Below are 22482 nucleotides of genomic sequence, written 5' to 3'. Positions count from 1 at the left end.
CGCTGTGTGCACCTCGTGTCGATCAGTGCCCGGTGGTCACCGAGGTCTGATCGTCGTGATCCGAATCGTGGTCGTGCTCGTGGTGGCTGGCGGCCTCCTCGAGCTCGGCACGGGTCGGCTTGCGCAGGTTGTGGCCGCTCCACCAGCGCGAGGCCCGGGCCCGGCGCTTGCTGATGCCACCACCGGGACGTGCCACGCCGTGCTCGTCCTCGGCCTCGGCGGCCTCCAGCGGGTGGTTCTCGGCATGCTGGGTGAGGGTGAACGCCTCGTCCTGACTGATCGGGACGTGTGCCTCGGAGTAGCCACCCCGGGGGTCGCGCACCATCGTGCCGGTCGCACTGCCGTGCAACAGCCGCTCCCGATCGGAACGCTGCAGGCCCAGGCAGATGCGCTTGGTGATCATGAAGGCGATCACCGGGGCGATGAAGAACGCCGCCCGCAGCACGAGCGTGATCGCGTTCAGGCTCAGGTGGAACTTGGTCGCCAGGATGTCGTTGGCGCCACCGGCCCACAGCATCAGGTAGGCGGTGATGCCGGCGACACCGAAGGCGGTGCGGTTCGGGGCGTTGCGCGGACGATCCAGGATGTGGTGTTCGCGGTTGTCACCGGTGAGCCAGCGTTCGATGAAGGGCCACACACCGATCAGGGTGAACAGGATGCCCAGCGAGCCCAGGCCCGGAATCATCACGTTCCACGACCAGGTCGTGCCGCCGATGTGCGATTCCCAACCGGGCATCAGGCGCACCGCACCCTCGGCGATCAGCATGTACCAGTCGGGCTGGGAGCCCGCGGTGACCTGGGCCGGGTTGTAGGGGCCGTACTTCCACACCGGGTTGATCTGCAGCACCGCACCCATCAGGGTGATGACGCCGAAGACGATGAAGAAGAAGCCGCCGGCCTTGGCCATGTAGACCGGGAACATCGGGTAGCCGACCACGTTGTTGTTGGTGCGGCCCGGGCCGGGGAACTGGGTGTGCTTGTGGTAGACCAACAGCCCCATGTGCGCGGCGATCAGGCCGAGCAGCAGGCCGGGGATCAGCAGGATGTGCACCATGTACAGCCGCGGGACGATCAGGTCGCCGGGGTACTCGCCACCGAAGACGAAGAACTCCGCCCAGGTGCCGATCACCGGGATCGACCGAATGAGGCCGTCGACGAAGCGCAGGCCGGTGCCCGACAGCAGGTCGTCGGGCAGGGAGTAGCCGGCGAAGCCCTCGACCATGCCCATCGACAGCAGGCCGGTGCCGATCAGCCAGTTGATCTCGCGCGGGCGGCGGAAGGCGCCGGTGAAGAACACCCGCAACATGTGCGCGAACATCGCGGCCACGAACAGCAGCGCCGCCCAGTGGTGCATCTGGCGGATCAGCAGGCCGCCCTTGACGTCGAAGGAGATGTCCAGGGTGGAGGCGAAGGCCTCCGACATGTGCAGGCCCTTGAGCAACTGGTACGAGCCGTCGTACTGGATCTCGGCCATCGAGGGCTTGAACCAGAAGGTGAGGAACACACCGGTGATCAGCAGGATGATGAAGCTGTACAGCGCGACTTCACCGAGCAGGAAGGACCAGTGGTCGGGGAACACCTTGCGCAGGTTCTTGCGGCCCATTGCGGCCAGACCGATCCGGTCGTCGGCCCAGGTGGCCACCTTGGCGCCGGTGGAGGGACGGCCGGGGGCGGGGCGCTTGCCCTCGACGGTGGCCTCGGAAACCTTGGTCGGCTTGGCCATCAGTTGTCGCCCTCCTTGTAGTCATTGCGGGAGTCCCGCTCGAAGTAGCTCGGGCCGACCGGGACGGTGAAGTCCCCGTGGGCGACCAACTCGCCTGCTTCATTCACGGTGATCGGCAACTGCGGCAGCGCGCGCGCGGCCGGGCCGAAGACCACCACACCCGAGTTGCCCAGGTCGAAGGTCGACTGGTGGCAGGGGCACAGCAGGTGGTGGGTCTGCTGCTCCCACAGGCTGATCGGGCAGCCGACGTGGGTGCAGATCTTCGAGTAACAGAGGATGCCGTCGACGTGCCAGTCCTTGCGAGACTCGGGGATGGTGATCTTGTCCATCGCCATCCGCACGATGATGATCGCGGCCTTCGACTTCTCGATCTGGACGTCCTTGCCGTGCAGATCCTTGAGGTTCTCCGGCTGGGCGTTGACCAACTGGCCGATCTCGAGGTCGGCGGCCCGGATCGGCGCCATGGTGGTGTCGTTGACCAGGCGAACCGGCTTGTTCGGGGTGGCCTCGGCGAACAGCGTGCGCTCGATGGTGCGCTCGCGCACCGAGCGGGTCGGCCACGGACCGAGGTCGGCGAGGGTGACCAGCATCGGCACCGCGAACAGGCCGAGGGCACCACCCATCGAGGCCTTGATCAGCTTGCGGCGCGACAGGCCCGAATCGGCGACACCCTGGTCGATCTCTTCCAGGATCGCGGCGCGGTCCTCATCGCTGGAGGCGATCGGGTGCCGCTCCTCGATGATCTCCTCGTCCGACATCAGGGTGCGGGCCCAGTGCACCGCGCCCAGACCGATCAGCAGGATCGCCGAGCCCAGCAGCAGGCCGAACCAGAAGTGGTGGGCCGGGGTGTGGAAGCCGAGGAAGGTGATCTCCAGGTCACGGGGGACCGCGAAGTACACCACGGTGGCGGCCAGCGCGAGCAGCGGGGAGAGACCGAAGAGGGTCACCACCTGCCGGTTCGCGGCCCGGCCGAGGCGCTCGTCCGAGTCGATGTAGCGCTCGAGGTGCGGCTCCACGCCCGGGTCGTCGACCGGATGCTGGTTCCGCTCGAGTTCGGTGGACGGGTCGGTGTGCGTACTCACTTGGTGCGGCTCCCTCTCGAAGCGATCCAGACGGCGATCATGCTCAGGCCGCCGATACCCAGCAACCAGGCCCAGAAACCTTCCGACACCGGGCCGAGGCTGCCGAGGGTGATGCCACCGTTGGCGCTGCCGTGCAAGTCGTTGAGGTAGGCGATCATCCAGGTGACTTCTTCATCGGTGATGGTCGCCTTGGAGAAGACCGGCATCTGCTGCGGTCCGATGCGCATGGCCTCGTAGATGTGCTTGTTCTCCACACCCTCCAGGGTCGGGGCGTGCTTACCGTGCGGCAGGGCACCGCCGGAGCCCTGGTAGTTGTGGCAGGCGGCGCAGTTGCTGCGGAACAGTTCACCGCCGATGGCGATCTGCTCGGGGGTGATGTCACCGGCCGGGGTGTAGGCATCGGGTTCGGGGATGTCCGGACCGGGGCCCAGGGTGGCCACCCAGGCAGCGATCGCGGAGATCTCCTCGTCGGTGAACTTGTCGTGGGTGCGGGGAGCCTGCGGGCCGGGCTGGGCCATCGGCATCCGTCCGGTACCCATCTGGAAGTCGACCGAAGCGGCGCCGACACCCACCAGGGACGGGCCCTGGCTGGTGCCCTCACCGTTCAGGCCGTGGCAGGAGGCGCAGCTGACGGCGAAGAGCTTCTTGCCCTCGTCGATCTGCTGGGAGGTGCCGTTGTCGGCCGAAACCTGTTGGCTCGGCGCCACCACGGCGTACAGGGCCCCCATCAGGAAGAGCGCCAGCACCAGGATCAGCGGCTTGGCTGCCTTGTGTCGAAGCCGGGAGGAGAGAAATCTCACGATTGGTCCCTTCTGAGGTGTGGGCGCTCAGCCACCGATGAACATGGAGTAGAGGGGCCCGCCGTAGATCACGGCGAACAACACGATCCACACCACATCGACGAAGTGCCAGTAGTACGAGATCGCCACGGCGCTGGTGGCTTGCTCATGGGTGAACGTACGGGCCAGGTAAGTGCGGCCGAGCACATACAGGAAGGCGATCAGACCGCCCAGCACGTGCAGCCCGTGGAATCCGGTGGCGAGGAAGAAGACCGAACCGTAGACATCGGACGAGATGGTCAGGCCCTTGTGCACCAGTTCGGCATACTCGAAGACCTGGCCGGCGATGAAGACCGACCCCATCACGAAGGTCAGGATGTACCACTCGCGCATACCCCACTTCAGAATGGCCAGCGGGCCACCGGTGCGCTTCACCTGACCGTGCTCGGCGGCGTGCACACCCAACTGACAGGTGACCGAAGACAGCACCAGGATCAGGGTGTTGCCGAGCGCGAAGCCCGGGGTCAGCAGAGCCTGGCCGTCGGCCCACAGAGTGGTTTCGCCGGGGCCGGCCATGGCGTCGGTGACGTTCTTGATCGTGAAGTACGCCGCGAACAACGCCGCGAAGAACATCAATTCCGATGCCAGCCAGACCATCACTCCGAACGGAAGCGCATCCGGACGTCCCGGGATGCCTCGCCGGCGGGGATTCGCAATCGGATGCAGCGCGCCGTGCGGGGTCGTCGGCAGGCTGCTTGCCGTTTCAGATGAAGTAGCCACGGGAGCATTATTGCCATACTTCGGGGATTGGTCACCCCACCCAGGCACTGGGTGGACTACTATCGTTTGTCGTTATCACCCCCGAAGCGAGCTGGTTTTCTCCCGACGCTCGCCCGAATCACCGCTCTGGGCCGGTACACGGCCGGATCGGGGCCCGGTTGAGACCATCGAACGCGCCTGCGAACCCCTGTGCGGAAAGTTACGCCGTTGTTGCCCGTACCCACCCGCTCGGGCGTGTCGCGGGTGTCGGCACGGTCGCCCCGGCGCGGATGGGTGGGGTGGCGCTACCATGCGTGACGAACCGGTTTTCCCGGCCCACCACCGTCGTCACGATTTCGAGGATGCAGATGAACGCCGCCGCGCCGCAGACCCAAGCCCCGGCCCGGGTCCTGTTGTACTCGCACGACCGCACCACCCGTCAGCAGGTGCGGCTGGCCATGGGACGGCGGGTGGCCGCCGACCTGCCCGAGATCGAGGTGGTCGAGGTGGCGACCCCGCCGATGGTGGTCAACACGGTCGAACGCGGTGGAATCGATGTGGTGATCCTGGACGGTGAGGCCACTCCCGAGGGCGGCATGGGGATTTCGCGACAGTTGAAGGACGAGGTGCCCGACGCGCCACCGGTCCTGCTGCTGGTGGCCCGCCGCGACGATGCCTGGCTCGCCACCTGGTCGCGCGCCGAGCTGGTGCTCACCCACCCGGCCGACCCGGTGAAGCTGCCGCAGGCCGTTGCCGAACTGTTGCGTTCGCGGCTGGGCAAGCCCGGGCCGGGTTCGCAGGTGGCCACCTCATGACCGAAGCCACGTTCACGTGGCCCGCTGTCCTCACCTCCCTGGTCAACCGACAGGATCTGTCGTCCGAGCAGGTCGAATGGGCGATGGGTCAGATCCTGACCGGGCAGGCCTCGCCGATCCAGATCGCCGGGTTCGCCGTCGCCCTGCGCGCCAAGGGTGAGACCGTCGCCGAGATCTCGGGGCTGGCCACCGCGATGCTCGACCATGCCGAACTTGTCCATGTCACGGGTCGTACCGTCGACGTGGTCGGTTCCGGCGGAGACCGCGCCAACACGGTGAACATCTCCACGATGTCGGCCCTGGTCGCCGCATCCGGGGGAGCCCGGGTGGCCAAGCACGGCAACCGGGCCGCCTCCTCGATGTGCGGTACCGCCGATGTGCTCGAAGAACTCGGGGTCAAGCTCGATCTGGAACCCCAGCAACAGCAACAGGTGATGGACGAGGCCGGGATCGTGTTCCTGTTCGCCTCGCGCTACCACCCCTCGCTGCGGCACGCGGCCGGTCCGCGTCGCGAACTGGGCATCTCGACCACCTTCAACTTTCTCGGCCCGCTGTCCAACCCGGCCCGCCCGCAGGGGCAGGCGATCGGTGTGGCCGACCGTCGGATGGCCGAACTGATGGCCGGGGTGCTGGCCGATCGCGGTACCCGGGGGCTGGTTTTCCACGGCGACGACGGTCTGGACGAGTTGACCACCACCACGACCTCGGATGTGTGGGTGGTCGCCGACGGTGCCGTGCGCCACGAGGTGCTGGATCCGCTGGAGCTTGGCATCGAGCGTGCCCGGGTGGAGGATCTGATCGGTGGCCCGCCGCCGGTGAATGCCGAGATCGCCCGTGCGGTGCTCGCCGGAGCGCCGGGCCCGGTGCACGACATCGTGGCCTTGAATGCCGCCGCCACCCTGCTGGCCGACCGGGGGCCGTCCGATGCCCCGCTGCGCGAGCAGTTGGCCGTCGAGCTCGACCGCGCCCGGGAACTGCTCGCCGATGGCGGGGCCTTGCAGGTGCTCGAGCGCTGGGTGGCGGTCTCCAACCGGGTCTGAGTCAGCCGGACAGCAGCCGCTGGACGACCAGGGCCACCGGAACCCCGGCCCACAGGGCCGGGCCGTAGGCGAAACCGCCGGAGCGGCCGGTCAGGCGGGCGACCACCCCGAGCCCGACCCCGATCAGGCTGCCCGCAACGAAGGCGACGATCGCGGTGTTGATCGACACCGCGGCAGCAATGGCGGCGACCATCGGTGCCAGCCGAACATCGCCGTAGCCCAGTTGCCCACCCGAGACCCGCCACAGCAGGTGGAACAGGCCGAAGGCAACGGCGGCCGCCACCAACACCACCGGCAGCCGGGCCGGTGCCAGACCCCACCAGAGGGCGGCGAGGGTGCCGAGCAGCATCGCCGCCCAACAGACCCGGGTCCACGACAGCGGCAGCCAGGTGGTCGCCGCATCGATCGCCACCAGCAGCGCCACCGGCCCGGCCCAGACCCACCACAGTGGGGCGGTGCCCGCCGGTGCCAGCAGCACCCCGGTCAGGCCGGCCGCCAGCGAGGCCGCGGCCAAGCCGACACTCCAGCGCGGACGGGGCAGCCCGGCCCACGGTGGCTGCGGCCCCGGGTGACCGGCGGGGGAGGGTAATCGGCGCAGCACCCACCCGGCGCCACCGGTGGTGAGCACGGTGACCAGGATCGTCACCAGCACTGCGGACACGGGCACATCTCGATCCTAGATCCGGGCCGGGTCGAGCCGGCCGCTCGAACTCGGGCCGACATCAGGCCGCCGCCTCGGCCGGGGCGTCCAACCACGGGTGGCGGGCCGCATGGGCCTGCACCGCGGCTCGGGCCAACAACTCGGTGCGCGCCGAACACCAACCCCGGTCCCGTCCGAGCCGGTCGGCATCGGCGGCCGAGATCTCCAGCATCTCGGCGACTTGGTCGCGGGCGAGGCCTTGGTCGAGCAGCCACCGCACCCGTCGGGCGGTGACCCGGCGGCGTCCCGGAGTGGCCGCGAGCCCGATCACCTCGGCCTCGGTGACCGTCACCAGCCGCAGCGCCACCGCGGCCGGTACCCGCCGTGGATACCGTGGCCCGGCGAGCCGCCGGACGAAGCGCATCGGCACTTCGGCGTGGATGGCCACCGCTCGCCACGGCAGTCGGCTCTGCGACATCAGCCTCAGCAGGTGTTGTCGGTACGGCCCGGCCGGTACCCAGCCGCGCAGCCGTGGTGGCTCGGCGCAGATCGCCAGTTCGTCGAGTTGGTCGGCGTGGTCGAGGTCGTGCATTCGGTCCCTCCTGATCTGGTCTGTCACCAGGAACAGGCCGCGACACGCCGGGGCGTTGTGAGCCCGAGTCACCAGAAAGGCAAGAAAAAACCGCGCCCCGTCACGAATGACGGGGCGCGGCGGAGTCGCGTGGATCAGCGCTGGGCGCGGGTGAACCCGGCGGCTTCGGCCGCTTCGGTGGAGTTGAACCACACATCGGCGATGGTGCGATCGTACGAATCCGATCCGGCCACGTGGTACTTCATCGAGCGGTCATTGCCCTTGATGTCGTACCCGGCCGGGGGCTCCATCCCGACATAGGACCCCTCGCCGAACTTCGAGGCCTCCGGGGCGACCTCGGCCACCGGGTCGACCGGCTGGACCTCGGTCTCGGCCACCGCGGCCTCGGCAACCTCGGGCGCGTCGGCGGCGACCGCCGCAGCCAGGGTGTCGTCCATCGTCGCCTCGGCGGCCGGGCCGGCGGGCTCGGTGATGGTGGTGACCGGGCTGGCCGGCTCGGTGGGGGTGGTGCTGGTCGGGCCGCTGAAGGTGCTCGGCTCGTAGGACTGCCAGGGATCGTCCCGCTTGGCCGCCAGCAACTGCTTCACGACCACACCGACCGCGCCGATGATGGTCAGTACCAGCAGAACCTTGCCGAACTTGCCCTTCTTGTTCTTCTTCTGCTTCTTGAGGGCGCGCTTCTTGACCGCCTCGACCTCGTCGCTGATGTTCTTCTTGGCGTCCTTGAATTCCTTCGCGATCGCCTTGTTGCGCTTCTCGGCCTTCTTGGCGCGACGCTTCGCGATCTTGTTCAGGTCGCGCTCCGAGACCTCGATGTCGCCGCGCAGGGCAGCGGCGGCGGTACGGCTGCGCTTGACCGCTTCCTTGGTGTTGGGAGCCTCAGCGGCGTCGTGCACCATTTCGTTGAGTTTGGGCAACAGGGTGTCCTGCACGGTGGTCTTGGCCGCATCCAGACCGACCTCGGCCTTGCCCAGCGCCGGCGCCAGCGCCTCCGACGCATACGCCTGTGCCTGCTCGACGTAGGGGGTGACGGTGCTCACGGCCTTATCGAGTGCGGCTGAGCCGCGTTCGGCCAATTCGACGTGCTGCTTCTTTCGCTTCACGGTTCCTCCGGTTTCGCTGTGGACTCCAGGCAGGTTCCAAGCCTACCCATAGTCGAATCAGCGATGAGCGAAAGGTGTCCTGTTGGGTTCGGCATGCAAGGATGGCGGACGATGAAGTAGCTCCGGTGCACCTCCATCGGGTGCTGCTCAATCCGCAAACTGCTCCCGTCCAGGAAGGGGATCACAGTGGCCAAGGCCGCAGTCCTGCACACCAACCACGGTGACATCACGATCAATCTGTTCGAGAACCAGGCTCCCAAGACCGTCGCCAACTTCGTTGGTCTGGCGACCGGCAGCCAGGAGTACCGGGATCCCGAAACCGGCCAGTCGACCACCGGCAAGTTCTACGACGGTCTCGGTTTCCACCGGATCATCGACGGTTTCATGATTCAGGGCGGCTGCCCGCTCGGCACCGGTACCGGCGGCCCGGGCTACCAGTTCGAGGACGAGTTCCACCCCGAGCTGGCCTTCAACAAGCCCTACCTGCTGGCGATGGCCAACGCCGGGCCGGGCACCAACGGCTCGCAGTTCTTCATCACCGTGGCCCCCACGCCGCACCTGAACCGCCGCCACACGATCTTCGGTGAAGTCGCCGACCAGGAGGGCCGCGATGTGGTGGACGCGATCGCCAAGGTTCGGACCGACCATCGTGACAAGCCGGCCGAGCCGGTCGTGATGGAGTCGGTGGAGATCATCGAGAACTGATCGTGTCCGACCAGCCCGGCCCCGATTTCAACGAACCCGGCTTCGCGCCCTGTTATCGCCACGCCGACCGCAGCACCGGCATCAACTGCCAGCGCTGCAGTCGGCCGATCTGTGGTGAATGCATGGTGCCGGCGTCGGTGGGCTTCCAATGCCCCGATTGTGTGGGCCGGGCCCGAGCCCAGAACCGGGCGGCCGGCCCCAGGCCGGTCACCCGGTTGGCTCGCGGCGGACGTACCATCACCAAGTCGGCCACCCTGGTGATCATCGCCATCGTCGTGGCACTGCAACTGATCAACCTGTTCACCCGCGACATGGCCACCCAGCTCACCGCCTGGTTCACCCCGCTGGTCGAGATGGGGCAGTACTGGCGGATCCTCACCTACCTGGTGTCCCCGGCAGGCCTGCTGGGAACCCTGATCACCGGCCTGGTGATGTATTTCATCGGCCGCTTCGTCGAAGAGATGTTGGGTACCGCCCGCTTTGTGGCGGTCTTCCTGATCATCGGCCTGGGCGGTGCCGCGGCGATGTCCTTGGCCTCGCTGGCCGGCATCGTGATGGCGGCCGCCTCCGGCACGGTATCGGTGATCGGCCTGTTCGCCACCAACGCGATGGTGAAACGCAATCAGGGCATGGACATCCGGCCCGATCTGATCCTGCTCGGCATTCTGCTGGCCTTTTCGCTGGTCACCGGAGGTTTCACCTTCATCGGTCAGATCGGCGCGATCGCCGGTGGCGCGGCCGCCGGGGCGGTACTCACCCGGCGCGGTTTGCATCGCACCCAGCGCCGCAACGGCCTGATCGCGATTGCGGCAGCCCTGCTGGTGCTGATCGCGGTCGGCATCATCTTCTGAGCGCGCGCCGCCCCGGCGGTCGGCGCTGGATGTGAGAAGCGCTGTATTCGAGAAGCGCTGTATTCAGAACGTGCCCTGTTTCAGAAGGCACTCGTGGAATTGCTCGGCAACGGGTCCAGCGTGTCGCGGGACACGTAGTTCAGGGCGAACAGGATCGCGCCCAGCAGCACCAGCGCGGTGACCACGATCAGCACCCACCCCAACACGCCCGAACGGGCGGTATCAGCCGCCCCGGGCATCAGCCGGTGCCCAGCGAGAAGGCGGCGTCCAGATCGTGCTGGGAGAAGGCCCGGAACGCGATGTGGGTTTCGGTGTCGAGCACCCCGGTGACCTTGTTGATGCGGTTGGCCACCACCTCGGCCACCTGATCGTTGGATCGCACGCGCACCAACGCCACCAGGTCGATCGCGCCGGTGACCGAGTACACCTCGCTGACCCCGTCCAGGGAGGCAATCTCCTCGGCCACCTCGGGAATCCGGGAGGTCTCGGCAGTCACGAAGACAATCGCTGTGATCATGAGCCAACCCTAGTGGTCAGCAGTGCCGGAAGTTCATCGGGCAGTACCACCGCGGTGCGCGGCCAGGTCCATTCACCGTCGATCTCGATGATCCGCACCCCGTCGGATTCGAGCCATTCGGCGATCAACCGGGTCTCCTCGACCAGGGCACTGGGTTCGGGGCCGTTCGGTGCCGCGACCACCTCGGCCGAGGCCCGGGCCGCCAGCGCCACCTGCATCGGATCGTCCCCGACCCGGGCCAGTGCCGCATTGGCGAGTCGCCCGTAGCGCAAGACATGGATCTCCCAGCCGTCCTCGACCCGGCGGGCCGCCACCACCTCGGCACATCTGGCGATGCTGTGCAGCCGGTGGAAGCGGGTCACCGAGGAGCAGTAATGCACCAGCCGGCGATGCACCTCACCGGCCTCCTCGAATCTCTCCTGGGTGATCAACCGGTCGATCCGCTCGCGATGGGCGTGCAATACCGGGCGGACGTCGTGGTGCAGAGCATCGCGGAGGCGCTCGATCAACGCGCCGTAATCGTCGATGGACACCCCTCCGGTACAGGGGGCCACGCAGCGGCTCATCTCGGCCAGCGCGCAGCCCGATTGCTGTGGCGTTCTGGACAGTCGTGGGGTGCAGCGACGCACCGGGAAGGCCTCGTACAGGGCTGCGCAGATGTCCTCGGCCTCCCGTCCCAGGGGCCCCAGATAGGTCGCGTGATCGCGGGCCACGGTACGCACCACCGACAGCCGGGGGAAGGGCTCGACGGTGACTTTCAGCCAGCGGGTGCGTTCGGGAAACTTCGAGCGGCGGTTGTAACGCGGCCGGTGCGCATCGATCATCCGCAATTCCCGCACCCGGGCCTCGAGGTCGGTGACGCATTCGACATGACGCACCCCTTCGGCCACCCGGATCATCTCCTCCATCCGGCGCCGCTTCTCCGCAGCGGTGAAATAGGTTCGCACCCGGGTGCGCAGCCGCTTGCTGGTGCCCACGTAGAGCACCTCACGTTCGGGTGCCGACCCCTCGAACCAGTAGACGCCGGGCCGTTCGGGCAGGGTGTCGGCCCAGGTCCGTTTCGCCCGGCGCTGGGGGGAGACCCTGCGATGCAGGCCGTGCAGATCCTCCACGGTGTGCACGCCGAGATTGCCCACCCGCTCCAACAGGCCGTGCAACACCTCGACGGTGGCCCGGGCATCGGACAGTGCCCGGTGATCGGGGCTGACGTTGGTGCGGAAATAGCGGGCCAGGGTGGACAGTTTGTAGTTGGGTACCTCGTCGCGATGCAGGATGCTGCGGGCCAGGGCGACGGTGTCGTGCACCATCGGGCCCGGCCAGCGATACCCCAGTTCGGCGCAGGCGCGGGTGAGGAAACCGACATCGAAGCGTGCATTGTGGGCCACCAGCACCCCATCGGAGAGAAAGCTCAGGAAGCTCGGCAGCACCTGCGGCAGGGACGGGGCGTCGGCGACCGTGGCATTGGTGATGCCGGTCAGCACCGCCACCAGGGGCGGAATGTGACGGTGCGGGTTGACCAGGGTCTGGAACTCACCCAGCACCTCACCACCGCGCACCTTGACCGCCCCGATTTCGGTGATGGTGTCGTCGGCTCTCGCGCCGGTGGTTTCCAGATCGACCACCACGAAGGTGACCTCGGACAGGGGTTGCCCCAGATCGTCGAAACTCGGCTGCACGCTCATACCGGGCACAGTAGGGACGCCCACCGACAGTTCCGGTTCACCACAATCGGTCAACGGCTCCCGGCATGATCACTCGGCTGACGGCGTCCCTCGCGTCGTGGCTTATTGACTGCTACGGTCGATGAATGGTTCGTCGACTTCCCCTGTTGAAGCTGTCCGTACTGACCCTCGTGCTCGTGATGACCCCACTGGCAACGCTGTGGGCATTATCCCAGGGGGCTCGCGCCGACCTGACCCAGGCGAACTCCGAGGTCGAGTACCAGAATCCCGCTAACGGAGAGTGGGTGCAGGTCGGACCGACCAGCACCCCGCCGTGGAGGTTGACCGGCGGGCCCCCGAACCCGGGGAGCCCTGGTTACACAGCCACCGTCAGAATGCGGGCCACCACCGACAACACCCAACACGTGCACGTTCTGTTCGGTATCGAGGACCTCAGCAAGCTGGATGCCGACGAGCAGGAGAAGGGCAACCCCAGTGACCTCATGTTCACTGTGCATGTCGATGGGGAACAGGTCGGAGAGCGCCGATTGGGGAATGCCTTCGCTGAGGACGGACCTTTCGAGTACCGCGAAGGTGTTCACTGGCGGTTGGCGGTGAAGGCACCGGTTTCCGGAAAGAACGAGGAACATGTGGTGACCGTGCGGATGTGGCTCCCTGCGGACAGCGGAAATGAGTCGCAGGGGGTGAGCTTTCACCTAGGCATTCTCACCGTCCCCGAGCAGGCGCCTTCGCCCACACCGACGCCGACTCCGGACCCCACCGAGGAGCCCTCGCCGACGGTCGACCCGACCGAGGAGCCGACGCCGACTCCTGATCCCACTGAGGAGCCCACGCCCACGGTGGACCCGACCGATGAACCCTCGCCGACGGTCGACCCGACACCGAGTGCCGATCCCGAGCCGAGCGGACCACCCTCGGCCGGCCCCACCGCCGGACCGCGTCCCCCCGGTGACAAGCCGCGGGAGATGCCGAGAACCGGTCACTGACCGCCGGGCCGTGCCCGGGCAGGCAGTGCCGAGGTCAGACGACCGCACCGTCCCCGGAGCCCGACGGTGGCCGATCCCGCGGCAACCGGCTGAACAGAATCACCAACCCGGCCACGAAACAGGCCAAAGCCACGAACCCGCCCCAGCCGCGCAGGCCCGGGACGAACACCATCGCCACGGTCAGCACGATCGACAGCACCAACAGGCCGGCCCCGCCGCGGCCGGACCCGACATGCCCGCGAACCGGCTGAGCAAGGGAGCGGATTCGGGCCGCCAGTCGTCATCGCCGGGTTCGGGATCGGGCTCGACATGATCGAGGGTGTATTCCGGCTCCGGTTCGGGCTCGGGATTCGGATCCACCCAATCGAACAGGGTGGGCGGGTCGGCCTCGAACCGTTCGTAGGGTGCGGGGTCTTCGACCGCCGGGGCCTCGGGAAACTCCCGGGCGATCATCTCGTCGAAGGCGTCGTTGACCGGGTCACCGTCGTCGGGACGGGTCATGCCGGCTCCGTGTGCCGGGCCAGGAACTCGGCCGAGCGGCGGAAGATCAATTCGTCGTCGTGATCCAAGGTCGCGACGTGGTAGCTGCGTTCCAGATGCACCCGTTCCAACTCGGTCGAGCTCACCCCGGCCTCGATCGCCTCGGCCGAACTGGGGTCGACGACATGGTCGATCCGTGAGGTGCACAGCAGGATGGGTTGGTCGACCCGGCCCAGATGGTTGCGCACATCGGCCCACAGGTGGGTCATCGAGTTGGCCGCCTTCAGCGGGGTGCGCGGATAGCCGATCTCGTCCCCACCGCGGGCGATGTCGTTGCCGATGCCCTTGATCGAGGCAATCACCCGCGACAACACCGGCAACAACCGCATGGCGCGATCCCGGGAGGCGATCGCGGGGTTGACCAGCATCAGCCCGGCCACATCGGCGCCGTAGCGTTGCGCCAGCCGCAGCGACAGCGCACCACCCATCGACATACCGGCGACGAAGACCTGACGGCATTCCCGACGCAGCACGTTGAACTCCTGCTCGACGCAGGCGTACCAATCGGTCCACTCGGTCAGATTCAGATCGCGCCAGTGGGTGCCGTGGCCGGGCAACAGGGGCACCGCGACCCGGTACCCCCGATCGGCCAGGTATTGGGCCCAGGGCCGCATCGAGGCGGGTGATCCGGTGAATCCGTGGCACAGCAGTACCGCGGTCTCACCCGAACCCGCCCGGAACGACTCCGCCCCGGGCATCACCTTCGGGCCGGGCTCGGGACGATGACGGATGGCATTGCGGCGGGAGATCACCCTCGCATGGTAGATGCCCGGGAGCGGTGTCACCACGCTGAGGGGCGCGTCATGGGCCCGATGTCTTAGGCTGCTGCCTGTCGATTCGCGGTGCCGGTCGACAGGAGGAGTGGCTGTGACGCTGTCGTATCAACTGTTCAAACACCTGCTGTTCACCCCGATGATCAAGCTCTTCTGGCGACCGTGGGTGCAGGGGCTGGAGAATGTGCCCCGCAACGGGGCCGTGATCATGGCTGCCAACCACATCTCGATCGGCGACCCGGTGCTGCTCGCGGCGATGCTCAACCGTCAGATGGCCTACCCGGCCAAGGCCGAGGCCTTCGAGAAGGGCCGCAGCCTCAAGGACCGGATCATCGCCTGGTTCCTCAAGACCGTCGGCATGTTGCCGCTGGACCGTTCCGGCGGCCGGGCCAGCGCGGACAGCCTGGGTGTGGTCGGTGAGGTACTCGCCGAGGGGCAGAAGGTGCTGGGCATCTTCCCCGAGGGCACCCGTTCCCCCGACGGCAGGCTGTACAAGGGCAAGACCGGGGTGGCCCGGCTCGCCCTGGCCACCGGTGCCCCGGTCATTCCGGTGGCGATGTTCGACACCGAGATCACCCCGGGCCTGTTCGGGATTCCGCGAATGGTGCGTCCCGGAATCCGGATCGGTAAGCCCCTCGACTTCTCCGACTACCGCGACCGGCCCACCGACCGGGTGGTATTGCGGTGGGTGACCGACGAGATCGTCAACGCGATCCACCAGTTGTCCGGGCAGGAATACGTCGACGTGTACGGCGCCTCGGCCAAGTCCGGCAACTTCACCGCCGAACAACTCGCCGCCCGGGTGTTGCCCCGTCCGGGAGCCAACACCGAGCGGCCGGCACTGCCGAAGGAGTAGTTGACCGGTATGTCGGCACCGGCCCCGGCCACCCCCGCCCCCCGGGAGTTCGAGGAAACCCCTGTTTTCAAGGCGCACACCGCCTTGCGCAGCGGGATGCTGATGCTCGCCGCGCGCAACCTGTGGCTGGTCGACGGCCACCGGCTGTTGCTGATCGCCTGCTTCGCCTTCATGGTGGCCTGGACCCTGGCCACCGCGATCGCCTATGCCCGAACCCGTCCGACCTGGCTCCTGGCCGCCGACTTCGGGGTCACGCTGGCTCTGGTGCTGTGTTCGCCCTGGGTGGTCGGCCCGCACTCGACGGTTCCGGACCTGTGGATTGCCGGGGCCCCGATGGCGATCGCGCTGTGGCGCGGCTGGGTACCCGGAACCATCGCGGCCGGCTCACTGGCCGTGGTGGCATCCGTGGTGGCCGGCCCCAGCACCGACGACATCGTCGCCTCGATGATGACGGTGATCGGCTGCGCCTGCCTGGGCTACCTGGTCGAACAGTTGCGCTGCCATGCCGCCGAACTGCGCGTCATGACCGCTCAGCGGGCCGCGATGGCCGAACGCCAACGTCTGGCCCGGATCGTGCACGACGGCGTGTTGCAGGTGTTGGCCCTGGTGGAACGCGAGGGTCGCAATCTCGGGCCCCGGGGCCAGTGGCTGGCCAAGGCCGCCCACGAACAGGAATCGGCCCTGCGCGCCCTGTTGCAGGAACAGGCCGCCGAACCCGACGAGGCCCTGATCGACGTCACCCGGCGCAACCTCTCGTCCTTGCTCGACCGGCATGCCGGGCCGGGGGTGACGATCTCCACCCCGGCCGAAACAGTGCTGGTGGAGGCGACCCGGGCCCAGGAAATCGAAGCCGCGGTGCAGGAGGCCCTGAACAATGTCAACAAGCACGCCGGCACCGACGCCCAGGCCTGGGTGCTGCTGGAACGCGAGGGCGACGAACTGGTGATCGGTATCCGCGACAACGGACGGGGCGCGCAACAGCAGGATTTCGACAGCGCCGTCGAGCGTGGCCGGATGGGCATGAAACACTCGATTCACGGCCGGATCGCCGAACTGGGTGGATATGCCAAACTGCGCACCGCCCCCGGTCGGGGAGTGGAATGGGAGTTCAGGATTCCGATGCAACATGAATGACATGTCGATGCCCGGCTGGAACAACAACGGGGACGCGGACGCGTTTCCCCGCCGGGTGATGCTGGTCGACGACCATCCGATGTGGATCGAAGCCCTCAGCGGTGACCTGGAGGACGACGGCTTCGACATCGTCGCGACCGCCCGTTCGGGGTCCGAAGCCCTCAACCGGGCTCGCGCGATCCGGCCCGATGTGCTGGTGATGGACCTGAACATTCCCGACCCCGACGGGGCCACCTGCACCGAAATCCTGTTGAAGGAATTCCCGCAGATGCAGGTGCTGGTGATCTCGGCCAGCGGCGAACGTGGGGACGTGTTGCGTGCGGTCAAGGCCGGGGCCCGCGGCTACCTGGTGAAATCGGCCACCCCCGAGGAACTGGTCGACGGGGTGCGTCGCACCGCCCAGGGGGACGCGGTGTTCACCCCGGGGTTGGCCGGTCTGGTGCTCGGCGAGTTCCGCCGGATGGTGACCCGCGCCGAGGAACACAACAGCACCGGCCCGGTGTTGACCACCCGTGAGGTGGAGGTGCTGCGGCAGGTCGCCAAGGGCAAGGCCTACCGCGAGATCGCCGAGGAACTGCACGTGGCGCACCGCACCGTGCAGAACCACGTCCAGAACGTGTTGCGCAAACTGCAACTGCACAACCGGGTCGAATTGGTGTTGTACGCCATCGAACAGGGCATCCATTCGGAGGACTGACTCGGAGGACTGACACCGCCGGGACGGCTCGGTGTGCGAAACCGACGAGCGAGATTCGGCCCGGCGGGCTACCCTCTATCCGTGTCTGACTCCGTGAAGCTTCCCAGTTTGGCCGACCTGCACGCTCTGAAGCCGGTGCAGCAGCCGAGCTATGCCGACGCCGCGGCGGTCGAAGCCGTGGTCAGCGAGTTGCGCACCCGTCCGCCGCTGGTGTTCGCCGGCGAATGCGACGACCTGCGCGACAAGCTGGCCAGCGTCGCCCGCGGTGAGGCCTTCGTACTGCAGGGCGGCGATTGTGCCGAGACCTTCGCCGGGGTGACCGCGGCCAATATTCAGAACAAGCTGCGCACCCTGCTGTCGATGGCGGTGGTACTCACCTATGCCGCCCAGGTGCCGGTGGTGAAGGTGGGCCGGATGGCCGGCCAGTACGCCAAGCCGCGCAGCAGCGACACCGAAACCCGCGACGGAATCACCCTGCCCAGCTACCGGGGTGACTCGGTGAACGGGTTCGAGTTCACCGAAGCGGCCCGCGGTCACGACCCCGACCGGTTGCTGCAGACCTACAACGCCTCCTCGGCGACGATGAACCTTTCCCGGGCCCTGTTGACCGGTGGATTCGCCCACCTGCGCAGCGCCCATTCCTGGAACTCCGATTTCGTGCGCAGCGCGGCCGGGGTGAATGAGCGCTACGCCGCGCTGGTGCAGGAGATCGAACGGGCGTTGGCGTTCATGGTGGCCTGCGGGATCGACGACGACGTCTTCCGCACCGTCGAGTTCTACGCCAGCCACGAGGCCCTGCTGCTCGACTACGAGCACGCCCTGACCCGGATCGATTCGCGTACCGGCACGCCCTACGACGTTTCCGGCCACTTCCTGTGGATCGGGGAGCGCACCCGCCAGTTGGACGGTGCCCACGTCGAGTTCATGCGGCATCTGCGCAACCCGATCGGGGTCAAGCTGGGCCCGAGCACGACGGTGGAGGACGCCCTGGCGCTGGCCGACCTGCTCGACCCGGATCACGAGCCGGGCCGGTTGACCTTCATCACCCGGATGGGGGCGGGCAAGATCCGTGAGAACCTGCCGCCGATCATCGACGGCGTCACCAAGGCCGGACGCAATCCGGTGTGGATGTGCGACCCGATGCACGGCAACACCTTCTCGACCTCCAACGGCTACAAGACCCGGGCCTTCGCCGATGTGGTCGATGAGGTCAACGGCTTCTTCGATGTGCACGACGACCTGGGCACCTGGCCCGGCGGGGTGCACGTGGAGCTGACCGGCGACGACGTCACCGAATGTGTCGGCGGGGTCGACGATCTGCGTGAGGAGCACCTGGTCAACCGCTACGAAACCCTGTGCGACCCGCGCCTGAACCGCAATCAGTCGCTGGAGCTGGCCTTCACCGTGGCCGAGCGCCTCACCGACGGCCGGATCAACCGCACCAACCCGGTGCAGGATTTCGTGCCGATCAACTTCTGAGCCGACACGACGAAGCCCGGCGGGGGTGATCCCCGGCCGGGCTTCGTGTTCGTTGGTGGTGGTTTTCCGGTCAGTTGCCGGTGATGTTCTTGGCGGCGTCCTTGATGTTCTCGCCCGCCTGCTTGGTGCGGCCGGAGGCCTGGTCACCCTTGCCCTCGGTCTCGAGACGCTCGTTGTCGGTGGCGTCACCGACGCCTTCCTTGAGCTTGCCGCCAATCTCCTCGGCCTTGTTCGAAATCTTGTCTCCGATACCCATACTCATCCCTCCACTGCGTCTCTTGAGCACCGAAGTGTGCTCATCTCCAACCTATGGGGGCCGGATGCCGGGGACAACACCCTTTCGGTCTCTTTATCGACCTTGTGCGGTCAGGGGCACCGGGGGTGCGGCGTGGAGGTCCTTCCAGACGAAACTGGGCACCCGCGAGATGAACCCGGCGAAGAAATCACAGATCCACTCGATGGTTTCCTGGTTGTAGGCCTCGAGCCGGAACAGGGCCCGTCCGTCACCCCAGACGAAGGGTGGGGGCTGGGTGCGGGCCAGGTATTCCATCTGGCGCGGATGCACCACGTCGTAGGCGAACTTGTGCGACACACACCGGATGTCGAAGATCCGGTTGAAGTCGGCGTGCTCGAAGTCGATCTCGCGCAGGCCGGTGATCCAGCCGTTGATGAACTTGGTGCGGTCGTAGGACACCGCCAACCGCGGGCTGCGGAACGGCAGCGCGAACTCCATCACATGCTCGACATGGTGTTGGGTGTGGGTCTGGGTTTGGGTATTGCCCTGGCTGTCGGTGTACGTGGTGGTGTGGGTCGTTACCCAGTGGTGCCGGAAGGCGACGAACGGCAACCCGTCGTTGCGGCTGGTGACCACTTCCTCGGTGCGGTGCCGCTGCCCGGCCCGGGTGACCTCCACGGTGTTCAGCAGGGCGTCGTGTTGGCCCAGGTAATCCCAGTCGGGACGTCGGTGGAAGGTGTGGCCACGTTCGGGTTCGGGGCGCGCCCACTCGGTGAAGACCCGCTCGTCGATCGCGCGGGCCACCGCTGCGAGGGCATCGACGGCTCGGGCCAGCAGATCGGGATCCTCCGAGACACTGACCGCGACCAGGTGGTTGCCGTCGATGCTCAGGTCGAGCGGATGGTGCTGCCCGTAGGCGAAGATCGCCGACATCACCGGCTCGGTGAGCACCGCCCGGGCGTAGCGCTCGTCCTCGCAGTTGACCAGCAGGGGAGCGAAGCCCTCGATCCTCGGTGCCTCCACCCCCGGACGGGGCCGGCCGCCGGCCAACACGTACAACTCGGGCAGGGCCCGGGGCAGCCGAATCGTCAGCACCCGGTTGTCGAACTCGGTGGTGCGGTAGTCGAACGCCTGGAACCAGTAGCCGTCCGAGGTGCGGCCGCGGGTGAGGTCGTCGACTTGCCGGTCGAATTGTCGGCCGAAGGGCGGGCAGTGCAGCATCGCGACCTCCCACATGGCCGGGTCGTCCAGAAACGTCCAGCCACGCGAGGTCAGGGACGCGACATAGCGGCGGCGGATGCCGGCCCGAACCGCCAGTACGGTCACCGGTACGACCAGCAACGCCAGCACCAGCAGCGCAAGGCCGATCAGCAGAAACTCCAACACCGGTACCTCCCAGATATGGCGATCACGGTAGTGCCCGGTGGGGCGAACAGCCCGGGTCAGACCAGGTAGAGGGTGATCGTGGACCCCTTCGGGGCCGACGACCCGATGCCGGGATCGGTGTAGGCGACGTAGCCCAGCCCCAGGTAGTTCTCCTCGACCGGACGGGTGGTCACCTTGAAGCCCTTGTCCTGCAGCACCTTGGTGGCGGCCTGGACGCCCATCGACTTCACATTGGGCACCTGCACCATCACCGGCCCCTTGGACACCGTGATCGACACCCGATCACCCCGGTACAGGGTGCCGTCGGCCGGAGCCTGGCTGATCACCACACCCTTGGGCACCGAGGCGGAGTGCGCCTGTTTCACCTCGGCGGTCAACCCCGCCTTCTTGATCGCGGCCTGCGCATCGGCTTGGGATTTACCGGCCACCTTCGGCACGGTGATCGGTTGACGACCCTTCGAGACGGTCAGATCGACCTTGTCGCCGCGTTTGGCCTGGCTGCCGGCATCCATCGAGGCGCCGACCACCACACCGGCCGGCACCTCCTCGTGCCAGACCTCCTTGGTCTCGCCGACCACCAGATTGACCCGGCGCAGCGCCTCGGTGGCCTCGCCGACGCTCATCCCGACGAGCTTCGGGACCTCGAAACGTTCCGGACCCAACGACAGCGCGACCTCCATCGAGCTGCCCCGGGTCACCCGTGCACCGGCTGCCGGATCGGTGTCGATCACCCGACCGGCCGCGACGGTTTCGGAGTGCGCCTCGTCGAAGGTCACTTCCAGATCGGCCGCGGTTGCCGCCGAGATCGCGTCCTCGCGGGTCAGCCCGGCCAGGGCCGGGGTGTCGGTCCAGCGTCCGGCCATCAGCCACCACCCCCCGACGCCACCGACCAGGCCGAGCACCAGCAACAGGATCAACAGCAGCAGGCCGCGGCGGCGCCGGTAGACCTGGGGTGGCACCGGACGCAGATCGGTCGGGGTGTACTCGGAATACTCCTGCGGTGAGGGGCTGGAACCCGCACTCGGTGCCGAAGGCATCACCGGGGCCGGTTGGTGCACCGGGAGCCGGGTCACGGTGGTGATCGTCGCCTCGTCGTCCGGCCCGGCGTGATCGTCGTCGCCGACCAGCGCGAGATGGTTGTGGCTCGGGGTGTCGCTGGTGAACTTGCGCACCAGGGTCGGGCTGCTGGTGACCCCGTCGGCCAGCGCGCTGCGGGCCAGGCGCACGTTGGTCAGGAAGTGTGCCGCGTCGACCGGACGGCGGGCCGGGTCACGCCGCACCGCGCCGGCGACCAGGGCGTCCAGATAGTCGGGGAATAGAGCCCGTTCGCTTCCGGGCAGGAAATCCGAGACCGGCGGAATGTCGTTGTGCACATGGGCATAGGCGACCTGGATCGGGGTGTCGCCGGTGTGCGGCTTGCGGCCGGTGAGCATCTCCCACAGCACCACTCCGGCGCTGTAGACGTCGGAGCGGGTGTCGGCCTTGCCGATGGTGACCAGTTCGGGCGGCAGGTACGACACGGTGCCGATCAGCAGGCCCTGGGTGGCGGTGGCGGTTTGGCCGCTGATCGCCTTGGCCAGGCCGAAATCGGCGACCTTCAGTTGTCCGCGATCGGAGATCAGCACATTCTCGGGCTTCACATCGCGGTGCACCAGGCCGGCCTCGTGGGCGGCGGCCAGGGCGGCGAGCACCGGTTCGATGATGTCCAGCGCACGGGGTGCCTCCAGGGGGGCGTCGCGCACGATCATCGAGCGCAGCGTGCTGCCCGGCACGTACTCCATCACGATGTAGGGACGGCCGTGGTCGCGTCCCTGATCGAACACCGACACCACGTTGGGGTGTGACAGCCGGGCGGCGGCCCGGGCCTCCCGGTCGAACTTGCGGCCGAAGTCCTGATCGTCCCCGAGACCTTCGTGCATCACCTTGACCGCGACGATCCGGCCCAACCGGTTGTCGTGCGCCCGATAGACGGTGGCCATACCACCTCGGGCGAGTCGATCGGTGATCTCGTAGCGACCCTCCAAGGCATGGCCGACCAACGGGTCGCGCATGCTTGTCAACGTCACGAATCTGCTCCATACACGGTCTGGGGAAGTGGGCCGTGTTGG

25 protein-coding genes are annotated in these 22482 nt (G+C 67.5%); 9 read left to right on the top strand and 16 right to left on the bottom strand.

All coding sequences use genetic code 11. The features are described 5' to 3' along the window. Positions 1-22: 22 nt before the first annotated feature. The 4 genes from qcrB to ctaE are packed head-to-tail and all read right to left on the bottom strand — an operon-like array spanning position 23 to position 4364. Entirely contained in the window at positions 23-1723 is a 1701-nt protein-coding gene (gene qcrB, locus ACR4XW_RS01585) for a cytochrome bc1 complex cytochrome b subunit (protein WP_434758756.1), read from the bottom strand. Continuing rightward, a complete protein-coding gene (gene qcrA / locus ACR4XW_RS01580; RefSeq protein WP_434758755.1) occupies positions 1723-2805 on the bottom strand; it encodes a cytochrome bc1 complex Rieske iron-sulfur subunit in 1083 nt (360 codons plus the stop codon). Before qcrA ends, qcrB begins: the two co-directional genes overlap by 1 nt. Next, on the bottom strand, positions 2802-3605 hold the full coding sequence (qcrC, locus tag ACR4XW_RS01575; RefSeq protein ID WP_434758754.1) for a cytochrome bc1 complex diheme cytochrome c subunit: 804 nt from the start codon (positions 3603-3605) through the stop codon (positions 2802-2804). The genes qcrA and qcrC overlap by 4 nt, the downstream gene beginning before the upstream one ends. Before the next feature lie 27 nt (positions 3606-3632). Then, positions 3633-4364, bottom strand: coding sequence for an aa3-type cytochrome oxidase subunit III (gene ctaE, locus ACR4XW_RS01570; protein ID WP_434758753.1), 732 nt, complete (start codon positions 4362-4364; stop codon positions 3633-3635). Between the two features lie 341 nt (positions 4365-4705). On the opposite strand from ctaE, the gene ACR4XW_RS01565 reads away from it, so the two are divergent. Then, positions 4706-5158, top strand: coding sequence for a hypothetical protein (locus ACR4XW_RS01565; RefSeq protein WP_434758752.1), 453 nt, complete (start codon positions 4706-4708; stop codon positions 5156-5158). Further along, a complete protein-coding gene (gene trpD, locus ACR4XW_RS01560) occupies positions 5155-6198 on the top strand; it encodes an anthranilate phosphoribosyltransferase (protein WP_434758751.1) in 1044 nt (347 codons plus the stop codon). The genes ACR4XW_RS01565 and trpD overlap by 4 nt, the downstream gene beginning before the upstream one ends. A gap of 1 nt (position 6199) precedes the next feature. On the opposite strand, the gene ACR4XW_RS01555 is transcribed toward trpD, so the two are convergent. The 3 genes from ACR4XW_RS01555 to ACR4XW_RS01545 form a co-directional block, all read right to left on the bottom strand. Further along, a complete protein-coding gene (locus tag ACR4XW_RS01555) occupies positions 6200-6859 on the bottom strand; it encodes an A24 family peptidase (RefSeq protein WP_434758750.1) in 660 nt (219 codons plus the stop codon). A gap of 61 nt (positions 6860-6920) precedes the next feature. Then, on the bottom strand, positions 6921-7430 hold the full coding sequence (locus ACR4XW_RS01550) for a hypothetical protein (RefSeq protein WP_434758749.1): 510 nt from the start codon (positions 7428-7430) through the stop codon (positions 6921-6923). Positions 7431-7564: 134 nt separating this feature from the next. Next, on the bottom strand, positions 7565-8533 hold the full coding sequence (locus ACR4XW_RS01545; RefSeq protein WP_434758748.1) for a sunset domain-containing protein: 969 nt from the start codon (positions 8531-8533) through the stop codon (positions 7565-7567). Positions 8534-8719: 186 nt separating this feature from the next. Between ACR4XW_RS01545 and ACR4XW_RS01540 the strand changes: the two genes are divergently transcribed. After that, positions 8720-9238 (top strand): peptidylprolyl isomerase, encoded by a 519-nt coding sequence (locus ACR4XW_RS01540; protein ID WP_434758747.1) that lies wholly within the window; start codon positions 8720-8722, stop codon positions 9236-9238. Between the two features lie 2 nt (positions 9239-9240). Then, positions 9241-10089, top strand: a complete 849-nt coding sequence (locus ACR4XW_RS01535) for a rhomboid family intramembrane serine protease (RefSeq protein ID WP_434758746.1) — start codon at positions 9241-9243, stop codon at positions 10087-10089. 80 nt (positions 10090-10169) lie between these two features. On the opposite strand, the gene ACR4XW_RS01530 is transcribed toward ACR4XW_RS01535, so the two are convergent. Genes ACR4XW_RS01530 through ACR4XW_RS01520 form a run of 3 tightly spaced genes read right to left on the bottom strand, consistent with a single transcriptional unit; the run spans position 10170 to position 12288 of the window. Next, complete coding sequence (locus ACR4XW_RS01530) at positions 10170-10328, bottom strand: hypothetical protein (protein ID WP_434758745.1); 159 nt, start codon at positions 10326-10328, stop codon at positions 10170-10172. Further along, positions 10328-10606, bottom strand: coding sequence for an Lrp/AsnC family transcriptional regulator (locus tag ACR4XW_RS01525; RefSeq protein WP_434758744.1), 279 nt, complete (start codon positions 10604-10606; stop codon positions 10328-10330). The genes ACR4XW_RS01530 and ACR4XW_RS01525 overlap by 1 nt, the downstream gene beginning before the upstream one ends. After that, the gene (locus ACR4XW_RS01520; protein ID WP_434758743.1) at positions 10603-12288 is read right to left on the bottom strand and encodes a DEDD exonuclease domain-containing protein; all 1686 of its coding nucleotides are present in this window, start codon (positions 12286-12288) and stop codon (positions 10603-10605) included. Before ACR4XW_RS01520 ends, ACR4XW_RS01525 begins: the two co-directional genes overlap by 4 nt. 125 nt (positions 12289-12413) lie before the next feature. Between ACR4XW_RS01520 and ACR4XW_RS01515 the strand changes: the two genes are divergently transcribed. Beyond that, positions 12414-13274, top strand: a complete 861-nt coding sequence (locus ACR4XW_RS01515; RefSeq protein WP_434758742.1) for a hypothetical protein — start codon at positions 12414-12416, stop codon at positions 13272-13274. A gap of 34 nt (positions 13275-13308) precedes the next feature. Here the strand turns inward: ACR4XW_RS01515 and ACR4XW_RS01510 are convergent, their stop codons facing one another. The 3 genes from ACR4XW_RS01510 to ACR4XW_RS01500 are packed head-to-tail and all read right to left on the bottom strand — an operon-like array spanning position 13309 to position 14566. Beyond that, entirely contained in the window at positions 13309-13461 is a 153-nt protein-coding gene (locus ACR4XW_RS01510) for a hypothetical protein (protein WP_434758741.1), read from the bottom strand. Continuing rightward, positions 13455-13775: a hypothetical protein gene (locus tag ACR4XW_RS01505; RefSeq protein WP_434758740.1), complete on the bottom strand. Its 321-nt coding sequence runs from the start codon at positions 13773-13775 to the stop codon at positions 13455-13457. The genes ACR4XW_RS01510 and ACR4XW_RS01505 overlap by 7 nt, the downstream gene beginning before the upstream one ends. Next, the gene (locus tag ACR4XW_RS01500; RefSeq protein ID WP_434758739.1) at positions 13772-14566 is read right to left on the bottom strand and encodes an alpha/beta hydrolase; all 795 of its coding nucleotides are present in this window, start codon (positions 14564-14566) and stop codon (positions 13772-13774) included. Before ACR4XW_RS01500 ends, ACR4XW_RS01505 begins: the two co-directional genes overlap by 4 nt. Positions 14567-14681: 115 nt before the next feature. Here ACR4XW_RS01500 and ACR4XW_RS01495 point away from each other — a divergent pair, with 115 nt between their 5' ends. From ACR4XW_RS01495 to ACR4XW_RS01480, 4 genes are all read left to right on the top strand, one after another. Further along, positions 14682-15443 carry a lysophospholipid acyltransferase family protein gene (locus tag ACR4XW_RS01495; RefSeq protein WP_434758738.1) on the top strand — a complete coding sequence of 254 codons (762 nt, stop codon included), beginning with the start codon at positions 14682-14684 and terminating at the stop codon, positions 15441-15443. A 9-nt stretch (positions 15444-15452) separates the two neighbouring features. Then, complete coding sequence (gene macS, locus ACR4XW_RS01490; RefSeq protein WP_434758737.1) at positions 15453-16577, top strand: MacS family sensor histidine kinase; 1125 nt, start codon at positions 15453-15455, stop codon at positions 16575-16577. Position 16578: 1 nt separating this feature from the next. Continuing rightward, a complete protein-coding gene (locus ACR4XW_RS01485) occupies positions 16579-17274 on the top strand; it encodes a response regulator (RefSeq protein ID WP_434758736.1) in 696 nt (231 codons plus the stop codon). Between the two features lie 81 nt (positions 17275-17355). After that, a complete protein-coding gene (locus ACR4XW_RS01480; RefSeq protein ID WP_434758735.1) occupies positions 17356-18753 on the top strand; it encodes a class II 3-deoxy-7-phosphoheptulonate synthase in 1398 nt (465 codons plus the stop codon). Between the two features lie 70 nt (positions 18754-18823). Here the strand turns inward: ACR4XW_RS01480 and ACR4XW_RS01475 are convergent, their stop codons facing one another. The 3 genes from ACR4XW_RS01475 to pknB all read right to left on the bottom strand — a co-directional run bounded on the left by ACR4XW_RS01475 (position 18824) and on the right by pknB (position 22440). Beyond that, positions 18824-19009: a CsbD family protein gene (locus ACR4XW_RS01475; protein ID WP_434758734.1), complete on the bottom strand. Its 186-nt coding sequence runs from the start codon at positions 19007-19009 to the stop codon at positions 18824-18826. A gap of 93 nt (positions 19010-19102) precedes the next feature. Then, a complete protein-coding gene (locus ACR4XW_RS01470; RefSeq protein ID WP_434758733.1) occupies positions 19103-20374 on the bottom strand; it encodes a hypothetical protein in 1272 nt (423 codons plus the stop codon). Positions 20375-20430: 56 nt separating this feature from the next. Continuing rightward, positions 20431-22440, bottom strand: coding sequence for a Stk1 family PASTA domain-containing Ser/Thr kinase (pknB, locus tag ACR4XW_RS01465; RefSeq protein ID WP_434758732.1), 2010 nt, complete (start codon positions 22438-22440; stop codon positions 20431-20433). Between the last annotated feature and the right edge of the window lie 42 nt (positions 22441-22482).

Origin of the sequence: Pseudenemella bisphenolivorans, from assembly GCF_051133435.1 — a bacterium.
Lineage (GTDB): Bacteria > Actinomycetota > Actinomycetes > Propionibacteriales > Propionibacteriaceae > JAAYAO01.
Note: the sequence above shows the minus strand (reverse complement) of the source record. Positions and strands in the feature narration are given on the sequence as shown.